17 protein-coding genes are annotated in these 19,446 nt (G+C 63.2%); 7 read left to right on the top strand and 10 right to left on the bottom strand.

The features are described from left to right. Window positions 1–87 precede the first annotated feature (87 nt). Window positions 88–1,866 carry a type IV pilus assembly ATPase TfpB gene (locus tag BMY68_RS16405; protein WP_085532928.1) on the top strand — a complete coding sequence of 593 codons (1,779 nt, stop codon included), beginning with the start codon at window positions 88–90 and terminating at the stop codon, window positions 1,864–1,866. A 9-nt stretch (window positions 1,867–1,875) separates the two neighbouring features. On the opposite strand, the gene BMY68_RS16400 is transcribed toward BMY68_RS16405, so the two are convergent. Continuing rightward, entirely contained in the window at window positions 1,876–2,856 is a 981-nt protein-coding gene (locus BMY68_RS16400; RefSeq protein ID WP_085532926.1) for a hypothetical protein, read from the bottom strand. A gap of 189 nt (window positions 2,857–3,045) precedes the next feature. Between BMY68_RS16400 and BMY68_RS16395 the strand changes: the two genes are divergently transcribed. Continuing rightward, the gene (locus BMY68_RS16395; protein ID WP_009046104.1) at window positions 3,046–3,363 is read left to right on the top strand and encodes a DUF2388 domain-containing protein; all 318 of its coding nucleotides are present in this window, start codon (window positions 3,046–3,048) and stop codon (window positions 3,361–3,363) included. 77 nt (window positions 3,364–3,440) lie between these two features. Here BMY68_RS16395 and gcvP read toward each other — a convergent pair whose 3' ends face one another. Then, window positions 3,441–6,314 (bottom strand): aminomethyl-transferring glycine dehydrogenase, encoded by a 2,874-nt coding sequence (gene gcvP, locus BMY68_RS16390; protein ID WP_085532924.1) that lies wholly within the window; start codon window positions 6,312–6,314, stop codon window positions 3,441–3,443. Window positions 6,315–6,488: 174 nt separating this feature from the next. On the opposite strand from gcvP, the gene BMY68_RS16385 reads away from it, so the two are divergent. From BMY68_RS16385 to BMY68_RS16375, 3 genes are all read left to right on the top strand, one after another. Further along, window positions 6,489–7,631 (top strand): DegT/DnrJ/EryC1/StrS family aminotransferase, encoded by a 1,143-nt coding sequence (locus tag BMY68_RS16385; protein WP_085532922.1) that lies wholly within the window; start codon window positions 6,489–6,491, stop codon window positions 7,629–7,631. A gap of 400 nt (window positions 7,632–8,031) precedes the next feature. Continuing rightward, window positions 8,032–8,715 carry a hypothetical protein gene (locus tag BMY68_RS16380; protein WP_009046107.1) on the top strand — a complete coding sequence of 228 codons (684 nt, stop codon included), beginning with the start codon at window positions 8,032–8,034 and terminating at the stop codon, window positions 8,713–8,715. A gap of 220 nt (window positions 8,716–8,935) precedes the next feature. Beyond that, window positions 8,936–9,643 (top strand): hypothetical protein, encoded by a 708-nt coding sequence (locus tag BMY68_RS16375; RefSeq protein ID WP_085532920.1) that lies wholly within the window; start codon window positions 8,936–8,938, stop codon window positions 9,641–9,643. Window positions 9,644–9,739: 96 nt separating this feature from the next. Here BMY68_RS16375 and gcvH read toward each other — a convergent pair whose 3' ends face one another. The 8 genes from gcvH to BMY68_RS16335 form a co-directional block, all read right to left on the bottom strand. Further along, window positions 9,740–10,123 (bottom strand): glycine cleavage system protein GcvH, encoded by a 384-nt coding sequence (gcvH, locus tag BMY68_RS16370; protein ID WP_025807096.1) that lies wholly within the window; start codon window positions 10,121–10,123, stop codon window positions 9,740–9,742. Window positions 10,124–10,174: 51 nt separating this feature from the next. Further along, window positions 10,175–11,257: a glycine cleavage system aminomethyltransferase GcvT gene (gene gcvT / locus BMY68_RS16365; RefSeq protein ID WP_085532918.1), complete on the bottom strand. Its 1,083-nt coding sequence runs from the start codon at window positions 11,255–11,257 to the stop codon at window positions 10,175–10,177. A gap of 156 nt (window positions 11,258–11,413) precedes the next feature. Beyond that, a complete protein-coding gene (locus BMY68_RS16360; RefSeq protein WP_085532916.1) occupies window positions 11,414–13,030 on the bottom strand; it encodes an ABC transporter permease in 1,617 nt (538 codons plus the stop codon). A 94-nt stretch (window positions 13,031–13,124) separates the two neighbouring features. Next, window positions 13,125–14,126, bottom strand: a complete 1,002-nt coding sequence (locus BMY68_RS16355) for an extracellular solute-binding protein (RefSeq protein ID WP_085532914.1) — start codon at window positions 14,124–14,126, stop codon at window positions 13,125–13,127. A 201-nt stretch (window positions 14,127–14,327) separates the two neighbouring features. Next, window positions 14,328–15,545, bottom strand: a complete 1,218-nt coding sequence (locus BMY68_RS16350) for a 2-octaprenyl-3-methyl-6-methoxy-1,4-benzoquinol hydroxylase (protein WP_175534851.1) — start codon at window positions 15,543–15,545, stop codon at window positions 14,328–14,330. Window positions 15,546–15,666: 121 nt separating this feature from the next. Continuing rightward, window positions 15,667–16,854 carry a 2-octaprenyl-6-methoxyphenyl hydroxylase gene (ubiH, locus tag BMY68_RS16345; protein ID WP_062824289.1) on the bottom strand — a complete coding sequence of 396 codons (1,188 nt, stop codon included), beginning with the start codon at window positions 16,852–16,854 and terminating at the stop codon, window positions 15,667–15,669. Beyond that, the gene (pepP, locus tag BMY68_RS16340) at window positions 16,851–18,185 is read right to left on the bottom strand and encodes a Xaa-Pro aminopeptidase (protein ID WP_085532910.1); all 1,335 of its coding nucleotides are present in this window, start codon (window positions 18,183–18,185) and stop codon (window positions 16,851–16,853) included. The genes ubiH and pepP overlap by 4 nt, the downstream gene beginning before the upstream one ends. A gap of 27 nt (window positions 18,186–18,212) precedes the next feature. After that, on the bottom strand, window positions 18,213–18,770 hold the full coding sequence (locus BMY68_RS16335) for a YecA/YgfB family protein (protein WP_007926743.1): 558 nt from the start codon (window positions 18,768–18,770) through the stop codon (window positions 18,213–18,215). A gap of 140 nt (window positions 18,771–18,910) precedes the next feature. Here BMY68_RS16335 and BMY68_RS16330 point away from each other — a divergent pair, with 140 nt between their 5' ends. Both BMY68_RS16330 and BMY68_RS16325 read left to right on the top strand, forming a co-directional pair. After that, window positions 18,911–19,120, top strand: coding sequence for a TIGR02449 family protein (locus tag BMY68_RS16330; protein WP_007911197.1), 210 nt, complete (start codon window positions 18,911–18,913; stop codon window positions 19,118–19,120). Further along, window positions 19,117–19,440, top strand: a complete 324-nt coding sequence (locus tag BMY68_RS16325) for a cell division protein ZapA (protein ID WP_007926742.1) — start codon at window positions 19,117–19,119, stop codon at window positions 19,438–19,440. The genes BMY68_RS16330 and BMY68_RS16325 overlap by 4 nt, the downstream gene beginning before the upstream one ends. The last annotated feature ends 6 nt before the right edge of the window (window positions 19,441–19,446 follow it).

Raw genomic sequence — 19,446 nt, 5'->3', positions numbered from 1 at the left:
GGTCGCCATCCCGGGACTATTCTTGGCATTGCGTGGTCAGAGGCGCATCTAACCCGCCTGCTGCCGGATTGTTCACAAGGAGCCCGCATGTCCGTTCCTCTCGTTACCCAGGACCACTGGCTGGATCTCAACGATCTGCTGCGCGACCTGGTCGCCCAGGGTTTCATCAGCCAGGACTCGGCCGAACACGCCCTGACCACCCGTCGTAATGCCGCCAACAGCCAGCTGCATCCGCTGGAGTTTCTCGCCAGCCAGCACCTGGACGACCTCAGCCGGCCCGGCAGGCGCCTGGACCTGGAAAGCCTGACCCTGTGGCTGGCGCAACAGGCCGGCCAGCCGTACCTGCGCATCGACCCGCTGAAAATCGACGTCGCCGCCGTCACCCCGCTGATGTCCTACGCCTTCGCCCAGCGCCACAAGATCCTCGCGGTGTCGATCGATGCCGAGGCGATCACGGTGGCCAGCGCCCAGCCTTATGTCAGTGCCTGGGAAGCCGACCTGACCCACGTGTTGAAACTGCCGATCAAGCGGGTGGTGGCCAACCCGGTGGAAATCCAGCGCCTGACCGTGGAGTTCTTCCGCCTGGCCAAGTCGGTCACCGGCGCCAGCGCCGACCAGAAAAGCCACGCCCCAGGCAACTTCGAACAACTGCTCAACCTCGGCGCCAGCGATCAGGAGCCCGACGCCAACGACGCGCACATCGTCAACATCGTCGACTGGCTGTTCCAGTACGCGTTCCAGCAACGGGCCAGCGATATCCACATCGAACCGCGCCGCGAACAAGGCACCGTGCGCTTTCGCATCGACGGGGTGCTGCACAACGTCTATCAGTTCCCGCCCCAGGTCACCATGGCCGTGGTCAGCCGCCTGAAAAGCCTGGGCCGGATGAACGTCGCGGAAAAACGCAAACCCCAGGACGGCCGGGTCAAGACCAAGACCCCGGAAGGCGGCGAAGTGGAATTGCGCCTGTCGACCCTGCCCACCGCCTTCGGCGAAAAAATGGTCATGCGCATCTTCGACCCCGAGGTGCTGCTCAAGGACTTCGATCAGCTGGGGTTCTCCAGCGACGACCTGCGGCGCTGGCAGGAAATGACCCGCCAGCCCAACGGCATCATCCTGGTCACCGGCCCCACCGGTTCGGGCAAGACCACCACCCTGTACACCACCCTGAAGAAGCTGGCGACGCCGGAGGTCAACCTCTGCACCATCGAGGACCCGATCGAGATGGTCGAGCCGGCGTTCAACCAGATGCAGGTCCAGCACAACATCGAGCTGACCTTCGCCAGCGGCGTGCGCGCGCTGATGCGCCAGGACCCGGACATCATCATGATCGGCGAGATCCGTGACCTGGAAACCGCGGAGATGGCGATCCAGGCGGCGCTCACCGGCCACCTGGTGCTGTCGACCCTGCACACCAACGACGCGCCCGGCGCCATCAGCCGTCTGCTGGAACTGGGCGTCGCGCCTTACCTGATCAAGGCCACGCTGCTGGGAGTCATGGCCCAGCGCCTGGTGCGCACCCTGTGCCCGCACTGCAAGACCCCGCTGACCCTGGACGAAGGCGACTGGCAAAGCCTGACCCGGCCCTGGCAGGCACCGCTGCCCAGCCATGCCCACGGCGCCACCGGCTGCCTGGAATGCCGCGATACCGGCTACCGGGGCCGCGCCGGGGTGTATGAAATCATGCAGTTGAGCGACAGCCTCAAAGCCCTGATCAGCGCCGACGCCGACCTGCTCGCCATACGCCGCCAGGCCTTCTTGGAAGGCATGCGCAGCCTGCGCCTGTCCGGGGCGCAGAAAGTCGCGGCCGGGCTGACCACCCTCGAGGAAATATTGCGGGTCACGCCACAAAGCGAGCAGCGATGAGCTATCCCGCTACCAGTCGAGTACACCCAACCCGGCATTGGGCTTGATCCACAGCACCGCGCCGCTTTCCCGGCGTTGCTGTATCGAGTGCCCGGCGTCGAGCGTTTCCCCCGTGCGCAGGTTCTGCGCGCGGTCCGACTTGCTCGGGCTGAACATCAGGGTTCCCGGCGTGTCCTGGCGAACCCTCATGCCGCGGGGGTAGTGCCAATCGCCCAGGGTCAGGTCTTGCGCCAGTTGCCCGCGCCAACGTCCGGGTTGCCGCTGCTCGTCGAGGTCCAGGCTCAGGTCCGACAGCGCTATCCCCTGGATAACCACCGCCGGTGAAGCCAGACCGATGGTGTCGATGCTGAACCTGCCGTCGTACTGCCTGACCTCGCTGGAGTCCGGCCACTTCACCCCTGCCACATCGGCCCCGGTCACCAGAGCGCAGGCAGAGAAACGCCAGCGGCTGGGTTGCAAGCGGTCCTCGTCGGCAATGTCCAGCGTTACCCAGGTGCCGCCGGCGCAGGGCCAGCCCGCAACGACCTGGTCACGGCTCAGCAGCATCTTTGAGAAAGGGCCGCTGCCGTACATCTGCAACTCTGTAACCTCCACACCGTTGATCGCGTGTGGTGAAGCGAATTTGGCGTAAAAGAGGCTGCGCAGTCCATGAGGTTGCGGCCGGCCTTGCGCATCCAGAGGTTCAAGCGTTCTCAGATTCAGCTTGGCACCTGCGGGCAATGGCAGGCCATCAAGCTGTACGTCCTGCTCAAGTTGCGGGTGGTGCGCCTTATTCAGTTGATTGTCCCGGTGGATTTTCCACAGTACGCAAACCACGATGACGGCACATACCCCGCCAAGTGCGCCGAACCGCAGGGGCTGGCGGCGCATCTGGCGTCGGTAGGTCGGAATGAGCAAGGCAGCCAACAACAAAGGAAGTCCGATAAAGGACAGAAACACCAGATTCATCAGGGTTACATACATCATCGCGCCAAAGGTCAAGGCAAGCATCCGTGCAGTCGAGAAAGTCGCCCATGGTGTCAAACGCCACTGCTGCATTCCAGTGCGCCGACTCGACGCCGAAGCACCGCTCAGCCCCTGTCCACACAGGCGAAAGCTTGTTGGGGCAGCAGGGAACTCAATCGAGCCAATGCCTATCAAAGGGCTCAGTTTTCCCCCCTAGTTTTGGAGTCACCCACCATGCGTCTCAAAACAGCTGTCGCCACCCTGGCCCTGCTTTCCCTGCCTGTAGGTTCGGCAATGGCCGACAGCTTCTGGCGTAACGTCCTTTCCACCGGCGCCACCACCGCTTCCACCTATCTGACTTCCAAGGATCACAAGCTGATCGCCGCCGCCCAGGACGACGCCAGCAGCTTCGTCGCCAGCGAAGGCAACATCCGCGGTCCGTACCTGGAATCCGCGATGCAGAAAGTCCGTGCCGACAACCCGGGCCTGCAGGCCACCGATATGGAGCTGGCCAACGCGATCCTGGCGAAAAACGCCGTCGCCCAGCAGTGACCGCCAGCCTGTAGCCAGGCTGACGCAACGAAAAATGCCGCTCACGAGAGCGGCATTTTTTTGCCCGCCGTTCGAGCTCAGCGGTAGGCATCCACCGGCACGCAGGCACAGAACAGGTTGCGGTCGCCGTAGACATTGTCGACCCGGTTCACCGACGGCCAGTACTTGTGCGCCCTGGCGTGGGGGCTGGGGATTACCGCCTGTTCGATGCTGTAGGGCCGCTCCCAGACCCCGGCGATATCCGCCAGGGTATGGGGCGAGCGCTTGAGCGGGTTGTCTTCGGCCGGCCAGTTGCCTTCCTGAACCTGGGCGATTTCGGCGCGAATGCTCAGCATGGCCTCGATAAAACGGTCCAGCTCGGCCTTGGACTCGCTTTCGGTGGGTTCCACCATCAGCGTGCCCGGCACCGGGAACGACATGGTCGGCGCGTGGAAACCGTAGTCCATCAGGCGCTTGGCCACGTCCTCTTCGCTGATGCCGGTCTGCGCCTTGAGCGGCCGCAGGTCGAGAATGCATTCGTGGGCGACCCGGCCGTTGCGCCCGCTGTAGAGCACCGCAAAGGCCCCGCTCAGGTGTTCGGCCAGGTAGTTCGCCGAGAGGATCGCCACCTCGCTGGCATCCGCCAGCTGCGGGCCCATCAGGGCGATGTACATCCAACTGATCGGTAGGATGCTGGCGCTGCCCCAGGGCGCCGCGCTGACCGCGCCGTTCTGCGGCAGCGGCCCGTCGATGGCCACCACCGGGTGGTTGGCCACGAACGGCGCCAGATGCGCCCGCACGCCGATCGGCCCCATGCCCGGGCCACCGCCGCCGTGGGGAATGCAGAAGGTCTTGTGCAGGTTCATGTGGGAAACGTCGGCGCCGATATCGGCCGGCCGTGTCAGCCCGACCTGGGCATTGAGGTTGGCGCCGTCCATGTACACCTGGCCGCCGTGGCTGTGGATCACCTCGCAGATCTCACTGATGCCCTCTTCGTACACCCCGTGGGTCGAAGGATAAGTGGCCATCAGGCACGCCAGGTGTTCGCCCGCAATCTGCGCCTTGTCCTTGAGGTCTTGCAGGTCGACGTTGCCGGCGGCGTCGCAATCGACGATCACCACCTGCATGCCGGCCATCTGCGCCGAGGCCGGGTTGGTGCCGTGGGCCGAGGCGGGAATCAGGCAAATATTGCGCTCTCCCTGCTGGCGGCTCTCGTGGTATCTGCGGATCGCCAGCAACCCGGCGTACTCGCCCTGGGCCCCGGAGTTGGGCTGCATGCAGATCGCATCGAAGCCGGTAATGGCGCATAACCAGCGCTCCAGCTCCTCGATCATCAGCGAATAGCCGAGGGCCTGCTCCGGCGGGACAAAGGGATGCAGGTTGGCGAAGCCGGGCCAGGTGATGGGAATCATCTCGCTGCTGGCATTGAGCTTCATGGTGCAGGAGCCCAGCGGGATCATCGACTGGTTCAACGCCAGGTCCTTGTTCTCCAGCTGCTTGAGATAGCGCAGCATCTCGGTTTCGCTGTGATGGCTGTTGAACACCGGATGGCTCAGGTAAGACGTGCTGCGCAGCAGGTCCTGGGGGATGCCCGGGACCAGGGTTTCAGCATCCAGTTGCGCGACGTCCAGCCCGTGGTCGGCGCCGAGGAACACATCGAACAGCCGGGCGACGGTGCTCTCGTCGCAGGTTTCATCCAGGCTCAGGCCCAGGTGCCCGCGCCCGAGGATTCGCAGATTGATCTGCGCGGCCTTGGCGCTCTCGATGATGGCCGTCTGGCTACCGCCGACCTCCAGCGTCAGGGTGTCGAAGAACTGCCGGTTCAGCCGCTCGATGCCCTTGCGTTCAAGGCCGGCGGCGAGGATGCAGGTCAGGCGATGGACCCGCTGGGCGATGCGCCGCAAGCCTTCCGGGCCGTGATAGACCGCGTAGAAACTGGCGATATTGGCCAGCAGCACCTGGGCGGTGCAGATATTCGAGTTGGCCTTCTCGCGACGGATATGCTGCTCGCGGGTCTGCAGGGCCATGCGCAGCGCCACGTTGCCGCGGGCATCCCTGGACACGCCGATGATCCGTCCCGGAATCGCCCGCTTGTACTCCTCGCGGCTGGCGAAGAACGCCGCGTGGGGCCCGCCGTAGCCCATGGGCACGCCAAAGCGCTGGGACGAACCGAACACCACGTCGGCCCCCAGCTCGCCCGGCGGCGTCAGCAGCAACAGGCTCAACAGATCGGCCGCCACGCAGGCCAGCGCCTGCTGCGCGTGCAGATGATCGATCAGCGGCCGCAGGTCGCGAATCTCGCCGTGGGTGTCCGGGTATTGCAACAAGGCGCCGAACACCTGGTGCCGCTTGAGGTTGTCCAGGCTGTCGACCACCAACTCGAAGCCGAACCCTTCGGCACGGGTCTGCACCACCGAGAGGGTCTGCGGATGGCAGTTCTGGTCGACGAAGAACAGATTGCTTTTCGACTTGGCCACGCGCTTGGCCAGGGCCATGGCTTCGGCGGCGGCCGTGGCTTCGTCCAGCAGCGAGGCGTTGGCCAGTTCCAGGCCGGTGAGGTCGATGGTCAGTTGCTGGAAATTGAGCAGGGCTTCGAGCCGGCCCTGGGCGATTTCCGGTTGGTAGGGCGTGTAGGCGGTGTACCAGCCGGGATTTTCCAGCACGTTGCGCAGGATCACCGTGGGGGTCAGGGTGCCGTGATAACCCATGCCGATCAGGCTGGTCCAGACCTGGTTCTGTTCGGCATAACCGCGCAATTTGGCCAGGGCGGCCTGCTCGTCCAGCGCTGGCGGCAGGTCCAGCGGACGATTGAAACGGATGCCCGGCGGCACGGTCTGTTCGATCAGCTCGACCCGGCTGCCCAGGCCCAGGCTGTCGAGCATCGCTTGCTGCTCGGCGGCGTCGGGCCCGAGGTGACGCCGCAGAAAGGCATTGGGATCGCGTAACTGGCTCAAGGACGGCAACTGGGACATGACGGGCTCTCTCTCAGGCGGCGCTCGGCGTCGATGGAACACGGTCAAAGCAGCATAGCAGCCGATCCCGGACGCCGACGGTGTGGCCCCCCGGGCGAACCGGTAGCATGATGCTCGACTCCGGCGCGGCCCGCCGCCCTGCCTCGACCACTGTTTATCGGGTATCCCATCGTCATGAGCCAGCTGCCTTTCCTGCCGTTCTCCAAACCCACCATCGATGAAGCCACCATCGCCAGCGTCGGCGAAGTGCTGCGTTCGGGCTGGATCACCAGCGGGCCCAAGGTCCAGGCCTTCGAGGCGCAACTCTCGCAGTACTGCGGCGGGCGCCCGGTGCGCACCTTCAATTCCGGCACCTGCACCATGGAGATCGCCCTGCGTATCGCCGGCATCGGCCCTGGAGATGAAGTCATCACCACGCCGATCTCCTGGGTGGCCACGGCCAACGTGATTCTCGAAGTCGGCGCCACCCCGGTGTTCGCCGACATCGACCCGATCACCCGCAACATCGACCTGGCCCAGGTGGAAGCAGCCATCACGCCCCGGACCAAGGCCATCATCCCGGTGTTTCTCGCCGGCCTGCCGGTCGATATGGCACGCCTCTACGCCCTGGCGCGCAAGCACGGCCTGCGGGTCGTGGAAGATGCTGCCCAGGCACTGGGCTCAAGCTGGAATGGCGAGCGCATCGGCGCTGGCGGCGACCTGGTCTCTTTCAGTTTCCAGGCCAACAAGAACGTCACCTGCAGCGAAGGCGGCGCCCTGGTGCTGAACACCGCCGAAGAGGCTCGCCTGGCAGAGAAGTACCGACTGCAGGGCGTGACCCGCCACGGCTTCGACGGCCTGGACGTGGACGTGCTGGGCGGCAAATTCAACATGACCGACGTCGCGGCCGCCATCGGCCTGGGCCAGTTCGCCCACCTCGAAACCCTCACCGCTCATCGCCGCGAACTGGCCCGGCATTACTTCGAATGCCTGGGCAGCGACTTCGAAGCCCGCTACGGCGCCCAGCTGCCCCCGGCGGACTTCAGCAACAGCAACTGGCACCTGTTCCAGCTGGTACTGCCGGAGCGGCATGACGGCAAGCCGGCGCGGGCGACCTTCATGGAGCAGATGCAGCAACGCGGGATCGGCATCGGCTATCACTACCCGCCGATTCACCTGCTGAGCCTGTACCGCGAGCGCGGTTTCAAGGAGGGGATGTTCCCGGTGGCGGAACGGGTGGGACGCCTGATCGTCTCGTTGCCGATGTTCACGGCCATGAGCAAAGGCGATGTCGAACGCTCGGTAGCGACGGTGAAGGCTGTCTTGCAAGATACATAAATAGATACCCAGCCCTTGAACGGCTGGTTTCTGCAATATTCAAGACGCTCAATATCCCGTATTGGGCGTTTTTTATTTCAGCAATAAATACAGTTGCCAATAGTTATATAAATGTCCACTTGTCTGATCCTTGGCGCCAAAAACCAGACTCCCGGCAGCACTCACTTTAACCGCACATATAAGCACATGATAAATCAGCACGAACCCATACATAAAATTTCCGAAATACAGACGAATTTAAAACAATAGCCAATCATTCTATAGGTCCACTTTCCGCCTGCTATGTTTACTTGTGACTGCGCAAGGGAGGCAAAAAATCACTACGCAGTTGCAAGTTACAACCTGCAAAGACCGTTACAAAAATCCATGTTTCAATCTACTCGAAATGGAGTTCAAAGAAATGAGCAGCCAACAAATAGTTGTATACATCGAAGAAGAACAGTTGATTGCGCAAAAGAACAACAACTACAGCCTCTATCTGGCCAAGAAAGTAAACAATGACTTTACGGTCATCTGGCAATCAAAAGGCCCTGTTGCCACAGTCAATAACCCTAGTTACCAATATAGAAACACCTTTGATATCGCTACCCCGTCCTTCATGGTCAACTTCACCAATGACCCGGTCAGCAGTGGCGATGTCACCTTCACCTCCGGCGGCAGAAACCTGCCCATCAGTACTGGCCAGACCACGACGCTCGATGCGAACGGCGTGTTCACTCCGGCCAAGAATGGCGGCGTACCCTCGGATGTTCTCATCAAAAATGAGCTGCAAGGCAATCCGCATGCAATCCTCCTGGATTCCAACGGCAACAACATCTGGGTGAACCGTCAGAGCGGCATGAACATCGGCCCTGCGACGCTGACACCAAAGAGCCAATATCAACTCTGGTTCGGCAACATTCAGGAAACCGGTTCGTTGATCGCCATCAACCTGTCCAACCCCTATGTAGCGACCCTGCAGGATGGCGGCAGCGTCACCATCACCTATAACGACAGTGGTGTCTGGGTGACCGGCGAACCGGCCAGAGTCCTGAGCGCCTCTGAAGTCAGGGCGCTGCACGCCAGGCTCGGGATCGCGGCATAGTCCGCCGGGCGGATCGAGCATCGGTTGCGCGAAGGACTTAGAGCACTGCGCGATGCCATTGGCAGTCTTCCGTTCGCACGTTGCGCTCATGCAAGAAAAACCCTGTATATCGTAGATCTACAGGGTTTTTTATTGATGGCGTCGAACTCATCGTCGAACGGGCCAGGTGGAGTCGAGACTCTGTACCTAAATCATCCACAGGATGAGCGTGAGATTAGCCATGAGTAAGCAAACCATAATTATCTACATTGAAGAAGAGCAACTTGTTGCACAAAAGGTAAATAACTACAGCCTCTACCTGGCCAAGAAAGTAAACAGTTCCTTCACTGTCATCTGGCTTTCAAAACCCCCATTCGCCGCCCCCAACCAACCGACTTATCAATACAAGAACATCTTCAATATCACCAATGATTCCTACATGGCGAATTTCACCAACACACCGCTACAGGAAGGAGACGTCAACTTTACTTCAGGCGGAAAGAACCTACCCATCAACACAGGCCAGATAACCACTCTGGATCAATATGGTGTATTCAGCCCGGCAAAAAATGCTGGAACGCCAGGAGATGTTTCAATAAATAACGAACTTCCGGCCCACCCCAGCAATATATTATTGGACTCCACCGGACTTAGTCTCTGGGTGAACCGCTCAGGTGGCATGAATATAGGCATAGCCACCATGACCCCCCAAAACGAGTTTCAACTCTGGTTCGGTCCGGCCCAAGCGGCGGGTTCGCTGATCCCCAGCAGCCTGTCCAATCCTTACAACATGAGGGTGAACGACGGAGAAACCAAAACCGTCACCTACACCAATCAGGGCACCTGGGTTAGCGGCGAGCCCGCGACGAGTTTGACGGCAGAAGAAGTGGCAGAGCTGCACATCAGGGTGAACAAAGCCGTGCTGCGGGCCAGATTGCTCCGCCGCTAGGCCAACCCCCAGGTGTCGCCTCCTGCAAACGAAAAACGCCGTGTACCCGATAAGGGCAACACGGCGCTCTTGTAGCGGATTCGCGTCTGGCAGGGATTATTCGCCGATAGCGGCCTTATAACCGGCTGCGTCGAGCAGCTTCTCAAGATCAGCAGCGTTGGCCGGCTTGAGCTTGAAGATCCAGGCGCCGTACGGGTCGCTGTTGAGCAGCTCCGGGCTGCCGCTCAGGTCGTCATTGACCGCGATCACTTCGCCGGCCACTGGCGCGTAGATGTCGGAAGCGGCCTTCACCGATTCCACCACACCGGCCTGGTCGCCAGCGCCGAAGACATTGCCGACTTCGGTCAGCTCGACGAACACCACGTCGCCCAGGGCTTCCTGAGCGTGGTCGCTGATGCCCACAGTCACGGTGCCATCGGCTTCCAGACGGGCCCATTCGTGACTTTCGGCAAAACGCAGGTCAGCAGGGATATCGCTCATGTTCTGTGTCCTCAAGAAGAAATGTCAGCGGTAGATCCCGCCGGAAATAAGTTAGATCAGGGTTTTGCCATGACGCACGAAGGTCGGTTTTACCACCCGGACCGGGTACCACTTGCCACGGATTTCCACTTCTGCGCGGTCGGCGGTAGCCATGGGCACCCGCGCCAGGGCGATCGATTTGCTAAGCGTAGGAGAGAAACTACCACTGGTGATCTCTCCTTCGCCAACATCGGCGATGCGAACCACCTGATGGGCACGCAGCACGCCGCGTTCTTCCAGCACCAGGCCGACCAGTTTGTGCTTCACCCCACCCGCGCGCTCGGCCTCCAGCGCGGTGCGCCCGATGAACTTGCGCGACGCCGGCTCCCAGGCGATGCTCCAGGCCATGTTGGCCACCAGCGGTGAAACCTCCTGGTGAATGTCCTGGCCGTACAGGTTCATGCCGGCCTCCAGGCGCAAGGTATCGCGGGCGCCGAGGCCGATCGGCGAGATACCCGCGCCTACCAGATCGTTGAAGAACGCCGGGGCCTGGTCGGCCGGCAGGACGATTTCCAGGCCATCCTCACCGGTGTAACCGGTGCGCGCGATGAACCAGTCGCCATCGGCCTGGCCCTCGAAGGGCTTGAGTTGCTGGATCAGCGTGCCGCGCGACTGGGTCACCAGCTCGGCGATCTTGTGGCGGGCGTGGGGCCCCTGGATCGCCAGCATCGCCAGCTCGGAGCGTTCGTGCAGTTGCACCTGGAAAGCGCCCAGCTGCGCCTGCATCCAGGCCATGTCCTGGTCACGGGTGGCGGCGTTGACCACCAGCCGGTAACCGGCTTCGGTGCGGTAGACGATCATGTCGTCGACGATACCGCCGTGCTCGTTGAGCATGGCGCTGTACAAGGCCCTGCCGGGGCTTTGCAGGCGTTCGACATCGTTGGCCAGCAGGTGCTGGAGCCAGGCCTTGGCCTGGGGGCCGTCGACATCGATCACGGTCATGTGGGATACATCGAAAACCCCGCAATCGCGTCGCACCTGATGGTGCTCCTCGACCTGCGAGCCGTAATGCAGAGGCATATCCCAACCGCCAAAATCGACCATCTTCGCGCCTAGGGCGAGATGAAGGTCATACAGAGGCGTGCGCTGTCCCATGGGTTTCTCCTTCCGGGCGTGGCGAAGGTGCGGGCGGTCGCTGTATGAGCTGGAAGCCTTGAAATAGATGGCTCTCAGATAATTCAAAAGACCCGATCAGAAAGATCGACCGCACCGAATGCCGCGCATTGTAGCCGCAAGGTGTGACACTGGCACCTAACCGATTCGATGAGCGGAGCGTCGGATCAGCCCGATCACCGGCAGCAATCCCACCAGGACCAGGGTCAGGGCCGGCAACGCGGCACGCGCCCACTCGCCCTCGCTGGTCATCTCGAAGATCCGCACCGCCAGCGTGTCCCAGCCGAACGGGCGCATCAGCAAGGTGGCGGGCATTTCCTTGAGCACATCGACGAACACCAGCAGCGCCGCGCTCAGGGTGCCGGGCAGCAACAGCGGCAGATACACTTTGAAAAACAGTCGCGGTCCGCTGACCCCCAGGCTGCGCGCCGCCTCCGGCAACGACGGGCGGATCCGCGCCAGGCTGCTTTCCAGCGGCCCGTAGGCCACCGCGATAAACCGCACCAGATAGGCCAGCAGCAACGCCGCCAGGCTGCCCAGCAGCAACGGCTTGCCCGCCCCACCCAGCCAGCCCGACAGCGGGATCACCAGTTCGCGGTCCAGATAACTGAAGGCCAGCATGATCGACACCGCCAGCACAGAGCCCGGCAAGGCGTACCCCAGGTTGGCCAGGCTGACGCCGGAACGGATCGCCCGGGTCGGCGCCAGCCGTCGGGCGAACGCCAGCAGCAGGGCCACGCTGACCGTGATCAGGGCCGCCATGGCGCCCAGGTACAGGGTGTGCAGGATCAATCCGGCATAACGTTCGTCGAGGTCGAAACGGCCACGCTGCCAGAACCACACCAGCAGTTGCAGCACTGGGATGACAAAGGCGCAGGCGAACACCAGCGCGCACCAGCTGGTGGCCGCCAGGGCCTTGATGCCATGCAGGTGATACAGCGCCTTGCCTCGCGGCCGCTCGTTACCCGAGCGACTGGCGCCGCGGGCGCGACGCTCGCCGTACAGCACCAGCATCACCGCCAGCAGCAACAGGCTGGCCAGCTGCGCGGCGCTGGACAGGCTGAAGAAGCCATACCAGGTCTTGTAGATGGCGGTGGTGAAGGTGTCGAAGTTGAACACCGCCACCGCGCCGAAGTCCGCCAGGGTTTCCATCAGCGCCAGGGCCACACCGGCACCGATGGCCGGCCGCGCCATGGGCAGGGCCACGCGCCAGAACGCCTGCCAGGGCGTCTGCCCAAGCACCCGCGCGGCTTCCATCAGGCCTTTGCCCTGCGCCAGGAACGCGGTGCGCGCCAACAGGTACACATAGGGATAGAACACCAGCACCAGAACCAGGATCACCCCGCCGGTGGAGCGTACCCGCGGCAGGCGCAGGCCCGTGCCGAACCATTCGCGCAGCAGGGTCTGCACCGGGCCGGAAAAATCCAGCAGGCCGACGAAGACAAAGGCCAGCACGTAGGCCGGAATCGCAAAGGGCAGCATCAGCGCCCAGTCCAGCCAGCGCCTTCCGGGAAACTCGCAGAGGCTGGTCAGCCAGGCCAGGCTCACGCCCAGCAGCGTCACGCCGACGCCGACGCCCAGCACCAGGGTCAGGGTGTTGCCCAGCAGGCGCGGCATCTGGGTCTCCCACAGGTGCGACCAGATCTGCTGGTCGATCACCTGCCACGACAGCAGCAGCACGCTCAGCGGCAGCAGCACCAGGGCGGCGACGGCAAAAACCAGCGGGTACCAGCGACGTTGGGCGGGATGGGCCACGAAAGACTCTCGAACGAGATGGATCAATAAAAGGCAATTACGAACCGGTTAAACAAAACGCCCCGCAAAAGCGGGGCGCAGTATAACCAGCGGATCAGTTCCAGCCAGCACGGTCCATCAGGCGAATAGCCTCGGCCTGGCGCTTGCCGGCGACTTCCACCGGCAGGGTGTCGGCCACGAACTTGCCCCAGGCGGCCACTTCGGCGGACGGCGGCACGCTCGGGTTGGCCGGGAATTCCTGATTCACATCGGCGAAGATCTTCTGCGCTTCCTCGGTGGTCATCCACTCCACCAGGGCCTTGGCGGCTTCCGGGTGCGGGGCGTGCTTGGTCAGGCCGATGCCCGACAGGTTGACGTGCACGCCGCGGTCGCCCTGGTTCGGCCAGAACAGCTTGACCGGCAGATCCGGCTTCTGCTTGTGCAGGCGGCCATAGTAGTAAGTGTTGACGATGCCCACGTCGCACTGGCCGGCACTGATCGCCTCGAGCACCGCGACGTCGTCGGAGAACACGTCGGTGGACAGGTTGTTGACCCAGCCCTTGACGATTTCTTCGGTTTTCGCCGCGCCATGGGTTTCGATCAGGGTCGCAGTCAGCGACTGGTTGTAGACCTTCTTCGCCGTGCGCAGGCACAGGCGGCCTTCCCACTGCTTGTCAGCCAGGGCTTCGTAGGTGGTCAGTTCGGACGGTTTCACCCGCGCGGTGGAGTAGGCGATGGTCCGCGCCCGCAGGCTCAGGCCGGTCCAGGCGTGCGAGGCGGCGCGGTATTGCAGGGGGATGTTGGCCTTGATCACCTTGGAGGTGAACGGCTGCAGGATACCCATCTGCTCGGCTTGCCACAGGTTGCCGGCATCGACGGTGAGCAGCAGGTCGGCGGTGGCGTTCTCGCCCTCGGCCTTGATCCGCTGCATCAGCGGCGCTTCCTTGTCGGTGATGAACTTCACCTGGACCCCGGTTTTCTGGGTGTAGAGATCGAAGACCGGCTTGATCAACTCGTCGATACGCGAGGAGTAGACCACCACTTCGTCGGCTGCCTGAACAGTGCCGCCAATGAGGGTGAGGGCCAGGGCGGTCAGTAGACGCTTCGGTGCCAACATGGGAGCGGTCTCTCGAAATCAAAGGGGGACTAAATGATAAGGACTACTATTTAGCTTCTCAAACTGAACCGAAGGCCGAGGCGTTACGAGATGTTGCTGAGGCATCGCCAGCGTGGGTTAAGAGCAGACGCGCGCCCACACATGTCCGCGCGGCCCCTGCGGGAGCCGCCGGTTGAGCGGTTCGACTACTCGCGATAGCGGTCAGGCCTTGGCCAGTTCCGGCAGGTCTCCGCTGAGGCCCAACGCCTGGCGCACGAACAGCGCCTTGGCCTCGGGCATCTGGTCGACCATTTTCAGCCCGGTATTACGCAACCAGCGCAGCGGCAGCGGATCGGCCTGGAACAGCCGTTCGAAGCCTTCCATCGCCGCCATCAACGCCAGGTTGTGCGGCATGCGCCGCCGCTCGTAACGGCTGAGCACCTTGGTGTCGGCCAGGCGTTCGCCACGGCTGGCCGCCTGCAGCAGCACCTCGGCCAGCACCGCGGCATCGAGGAAACCCAGGTTGACCCCCTGCCCGGCCAGCGGATGGATGGTATGGGCCGCGTCGCCGATCAGGGCCAGGCCTTGCGCCACGTAACGCTTGGCATGGCGCTGGCGCAAAGGTACGCAGAGCCGCGGATCGGCGCTCAACACCGCGCCCAGGCGACCTTCGAAGGCGCGCTCCAGCTCACGGCAGAAGTCGCTGTCGTCCAGCGCCATCAGGCGTTCGGCCTCGCTGGGCGTGGTCGACCAGACGATCGAACACCAATCGTGCAGCCCGTCGCGCTCCAGCGGCAGGAACGCCAGCGGGCCGTTGTCGGTGAAACGCTGCCAGGCGGTCCTCTGGTGCGTCTCGGCGCAACGCACGCTGGTGACGATGGCGTGGTGCAGGTAATCCCATTCGCGGGTAGCGCAGCCGGTCAGGCGCCGCACCGCCGAATTGGCGCCGTCGGCGGCGATTACCAGCGGGGCGCGCAGGCTGCGGCCATCGGCCAGGGTCAGCAGCCAGTCGTCGCCGGAACGGCGCATCTGCTCCAGGCGGGCGTTGGCCAGCAGGCCGATGTCGCAGTTGTGCAGACGCTCCAGCAGCGCGTCCTGAACCACGCGATTTTCCACGATGTGGCCCAGCACCTCGGCATGCACGCTGGCGGCCGAGAAGTGAATCTGCCCGGTGCCGCTGCCATCCCAGACCTGCATCTCGGCATACGGGCTGCTGCGCCGCCGGGTCACCCCTTCCCAGACACCCAGGCGCTCGAGAATCCGCTGGCTGGCCACCGACAATGCGCTCACCCGCGGCTCGAACGGTGCTTCGTCGTCGAAGGGCTTGACCTTCAGCGGGCTGCCATCGAGCAGCAGCACTTCCAGGCCGCTGTCCTGCAACGCCAGCGCCAGGGCGCTTCCGACCATTCCGGCCCCGACAATCAGCAGATCTGCACGCATTTCCATGCTTTAAGCCTGTCTCGCTTGCGGCTTGAGCCGCACGTAAAGGGTTTTGTCGAACCGCGCTACCTGGCTGCCGACACTGTGCTGGATTTCCATGCCCGGTCGCGGGCTCAACCACTCACGCATCGGGACGGGTACCCAGGCCCATGGCTTGCCGCGCGAACCAGCGTTTGGCCGGTGGCAGCAGGTCCAGGCCCAGCAGCCCGATATTGCGTCCCAGGGACACCAGCGGCAGCTTGCTGCCGAACAGCCGGGTGACCTGGTCGGAGAAGCCCACGGTCAGGTCCTGGTCCAGGCGCTGCCGCTCGCGGTAGGCCTGCAAGATACTGAAGTCGCCCGGCGACGTCGGGCTGACCAGCAAGGCATCGGCCAGCGCCTGGGCGTCGCGCAACGACAGGTTGAAACCCTGCCCGGCAATCGGGTGCAGGCTATGGGCGGCGTTGCCCAGCACCACCAGGTGAGGACGCACCTGCTCCTCGGCCTCCACCAGCGCCAGCGGGTAAAGATGCCGCGCGCCGACCTGTTTCAGGGTTCCCAGGCGATAACCGAATACCCCCTGCAATTCGCTGAGGAAGCTGCGTTCGTCCAGCGCGGCCAGACGCTGCGCGTCCATGCCCAGGCGGGTCCAGACCAGTGCGCAGCGGTTGTCCGGCAGCGGTAGCAGGGCCATCGGGCCGTCGTCGGTGAAGCGCTCGAAGGCCATGCCGTTATGGGCTTCGCTCGGGGTGATATTGGCGATCAGCGCGCTCTGGTTGTAGGGGCGCTTTTTCACCCCGATCCCCAGTTGCTCGCGCAGCCCCGAGCGACCGCCGTCGGCCAGTACCGCCAGTTCGCAATCCAGGCTGGTTTCATCGTTGAGAGTCAGGCGGTAGCCATCTTCCAGCGGCTCCATGCGCGTGACCTCGGCCGGGCAGCGCCAGCTCACCACGTCCTTGTCCAGCCCCTGCCACAGGCATTGGCCGAGCCAGGCGTTTTCCACCACATAACCCAGGGCGGGAACGCCCTCCTCCATGGCCGACAGCCGCGCGGTGGAAAACCGCCCGCGGTCGGAGACATGGATCTGTTTGATCGGCTCGGCGCGGCGGGAGATTTCCTGCCACACACCCAGCCGTTGATAGATCTGCCGCGCGCCGAACGACAGCGCTGAGGAACGCGCATCGTAGCTGGGCTGATAGGTATCGCCCGGAGCGAACGGCTCGATCAGCACGATCTTCCAGCCACGCTCCTTGGCGCCGGCCTGCAAGGCCAGGGCCAGGCTGGCACCGACCAGGCCACCGCCGATGATCGCCAGATTGACCCGGTTCATGCTGCGTGGCTCCGGGCGGCGGCCATCAGGGCCTCGATCTCGGCCACGGTCTTGGGCACGCCACCGGTGAGAATTTCACAGCCTTGCTTGGTTACCACCACGTCATCCTCGATGCGCACGCCAATGCCGCGCCATTTCTTCGCCACGTTCTGATTGTCCGGCGCGATGTAGATGCCCGGCTCGACCGTCAGGGCCATGCCGACTTCCAGCACCCGCCATTCGCCGCCGACCTTGTACTCGCCGACGTCATGCACATCCATGCCCAGCCAGTGGCCGGCGCGGTGCATGTAAAACGCCTTGTAGGCTTCGCTGGCGATCAACTCGTCCACCTCGCCTTCGAGCAGACCCAGCTTGACCAGCCCGGCGGTGATCACCCTGACGGTCGCTTCATGGGCCTGGTTCCAGTGCTTGTTCGGCGCGATCTCGGCAAAGGCGGCTTCCTGGGCGGCCAGCACCAGCTCGTAGATCGCCTTCTGCTCGGCGGAAAACTTGCCGCTCACCGGCCAGGTGCGGGTGATGTCGCTGGCATAGCAGTCGATTTCGCAACCGGCGTCGATCAGCACCAGATCGCCGTCCTTGAGCAACGCGTCGTTCTGCTGGTAATGCAGGATGCAGCTGTTGCGCCCGGCGGCGACGATCGAGCCGTAGGCCGGCATCTTCGCCCCGCCCCGGCGAAACTCGTAGTCCAGCTCGGCTTCCAGGCTGAACTCGTACAGGCCGGCGCGGCTGGCCTGCATGGCCCGGATATGGGCCTGGGCGGAAATCCGCGCAGCCTCGCGCATCACCTTCACTTCCGCCGCCGATTTATACAGGCGCATGTCGTGCAGCAGATGATCCAGGGCAACGAATTCGTTCGGCGGCTGGGCGCCCAGGTGCGCCTTGGAACGGATCACGTTGATCCATTCCATCAGGTGGCGATCGAACTCGGGGTTGCTGCCCATGGCCGAATACACCCGGTCGCGGCCTTCGATCAGGCCCGGCAGGATGTCGTCGATATCGGTAATGGGGAAGGCATCGTCGGCGCCGTAATCGCGGATCGCGCCCTCCTGGCCAGCCCGCAGGCCGTCCCAGAGTTCGCGCTCGGCATTACGCTCGCGGCAGAACAGGATGTACTCGCCATGCTCGCGACCGGGCATCAGCACGATCACCGCCTGGGGTTCGGGGAAACCGCTGAGGTACTGGAAATCGCTGTCCTGACGGTAGACATGCTCGACGTCGCGGTTGCGGATCGCCACCGCGGCAGCCGGCAGGATCGCGATGCTGTTGGGTTCCATCTGCGCCATGAGCGCCTTGCGGCGGCGGGTGTATTCCGATTTCGGGATATGGATCATGGGCAGACGGATTTCCCTATCGAGCGATCAGTGCAGAGAAGGCTTGGCGGCCGGTTCAACCGTCTTGTTGGTCTCGGTGAACAGCAGCAGCGGGGCGACCCGCAGGTATTCCATCACTTCCATGTAGTCGCTTTCGCCGTCGTCGGACTCTTCCAGCGCGTCCTGTACCTGGGCGATCGCCGCCAGGTCCTGCAGCACTTCCGTGGCCTCGGTGCTCAGGGCACTGCTGTCGCGGGAGTTCAGGCCGAAGCCGGTGAGGAAACCCTGGCACCACTGACCCAGGGCCGCGGCGCGCTCGGCCAGCGGGGCGTCGTCGGTGGGCAGCAGCAGGACGACGGTCATGTCGTCGCTGGTCAGCTCGCCCTTGACCATTTCCTGCAGGCCGATCAAGGCGTTGCGAACATTGTCCTGCGGCTCGCCTTCGAGCAGCTCGGCGGCGTCGATCAGCCAGCCGTCGACTTCGAAGCCGGCGCCGGCGCAGCTGCGACCCAGCAACAGGCCATGCAATTCGGCGGGCGAGACAGGGTGACCGCTGCTGCTGAGCAGGGTGGCGAAGGCGTTGTACGGGGAATTCTGAATGGGCATGGGTAGCTAGGCGCCAAGCGGCGCAATGTCTAGAATGGAGGCCTTGTATCCTAGCATCGGCAGACGCGCCAAGACCATCGAGGCCGTCAACTCGTTTGCCCAGGCAGTTGCCACTCATCAGACAAATCCAGTGGGATCCAATGGAAGACACCGATCTGCAAGCGCTGATGGCTAGACTCGAACTGCTAATTGGCCGGGTCGAGCAACTAAAGAGTCAAAACGCACTCTTATTAGCTCAGGAAAAGACTTGGCGCGAGGAACGCGCGCACCTCATTGAAAAAAACGAAATCGCCCGGCGTAAGGTCGAATCGATGATTTCGCGCCTCAAGGCCCTGGAGCAAGACTCATGAGTTCAAGCAATAGCGTTACTGTGCAGATCCTCGACAAAGAGTATTCGATCATCTGCCCCCAGGAAGAACGTAGCAATCTGGTGAGCGCCGCCCGGTACCTGGATGGCAAGATGCGCGAGATCCGCAGCAGCGGCAAAGTCATTGGCGCCGATCGTATCGCGGTGATGGCCGCCCTCAATATCACCCACGATCTGCTGCACAAGCAGGACCGCCCTGACGTGCAAGCCAGCGGTTCGACCCGCGAACAGGTGCGCGACCTGCTCGAGCGCGTGGATCTGGTGCTCGCCACCGACACCGATACAACCAAGGCTGATTCCTGAGGGTGG

Source organism: Pseudomonas sp. NFACC41-3 (assembly GCF_900109505.1).
Taxonomy (GTDB): Bacteria; Pseudomonadota; Gammaproteobacteria; order Pseudomonadales; family Pseudomonadaceae; genus Aquipseudomonas; species Aquipseudomonas chlororaphis.
The sequence above is the reverse complement of the archived record's forward strand: the minus strand, read 5'-3'. Positions and strand labels throughout refer to the sequence as shown.